The sequence below is a fragment of the Roseateles sp. P5_B10 genome, from assembly GCF_056400485.1.
This window is the reverse complement of the sequence record NZ_JBFULE010001304.1, coordinates 1-968: the sequence shown is the minus strand read 5'-3', so window position 1 is coordinate 968 and position 968 is coordinate 1. Positions and strand designations below refer to the sequence as shown.

Here is a 968-nt window from a genome sequence, read left to right as displayed (position 1 = left end):
CAGCGACACCATGCGCATGTTCTGGCGCTCACCCTGGATCTGGGCCCGCGTTGCGTCCACGCCCAGCTCGACGCGGGTCGACGGCGTCAGCGCGTAGTTGACGGCGAGGCCAGCGATGGGCTGGGTCTTGCTCTCGCTGCTTGAGCCGGTCAGCGCGCCGACCTCTGCGTTCACCTTGGTGCGCACGCGGGCCACGCCCAGGCGGCCGACCAGACCCCAGTCAGGGCTCAAGTTGGCCGTGTAGGCGCCGCTCAGCGACAGGGCTTCGGGTCGTCCGCTCAGCCCCACGGCGCCCTGCGACGCGCGGAATTTGCCGAAATTGGTGTAGCCGCCTTCGACTGCAAAGCCATTGCCAAAGGCATGGCCGAACATGGCCTTGCCACCGAATGCGTTCCTGTCGCAGGTCTGCACGCCGGTGCAGTCGACGTTGAGATGGCCTTGGCCCAGGGACAACAGGCCGTAGTTGTGCTCCGCATTGCTGCTGGAACGGGTGCTTTGGGCCTGGGCGCCAGCGGCCAGGGCGAGGGCGGCAAGGCTGATTGCGATCTTTTTCATGGGGAACTTCTCTCCTACTTCATCCATCGGAGCGCAGGCGCCGGGTGGGGCCTGCGGCGATATGCGACCGGTCGTCGCCAAGCCATCCTCATTGGCGCTGGGGGCTCGACTTGTAGGACTTGGGCACTCTTGCCGGCTGGTCTGGTAACCGCAGGCAAAGTGCTGGCGGCACAGGGATACTGCTGCAACGCTGCTGCCCGTCAGGTTCCATGCCGCATCTCAAGCCCAAGACGCTTTACATCACGCTGAGCTTGTTGATGGTGGGCCTGGTCGCCCTGGTGTACAGCGTGCTGCTGCTGTACGAGCGCTCACGCAGCGATGCACTGATGCTGCAGCAGGCTGGCGCGGCGGCCAGGCGCATCGGCCGCGAGGCCGCGGCGGCCGTCGAGACGGAGCTGCGGCCGGCGCGGGTC

At 66.7% G+C, this 968-nt stretch carries 2 protein-coding genes; one reads left to right on the top strand and one right to left on the bottom strand.

Annotation, left to right across the window (positions count from 1 at the left end; genetic code table 11):
• The coding region (locus AC1DU6_RS32910; RefSeq protein WP_477862486.1) for an outer membrane beta-barrel protein at nt 1-555 on the bottom strand (555 nt) is incomplete at its 3' end.
• Between the two features lie 209 nt (nt 556-764).
• On the opposite strand from AC1DU6_RS32910, the gene AC1DU6_RS32905 reads away from it, so the two are divergent.
• Nucleotides 765-968: hypothetical protein (locus tag AC1DU6_RS32905; RefSeq protein WP_477862484.1), on the top strand; the 204-nt coding region annotated here is incomplete at its 3' end.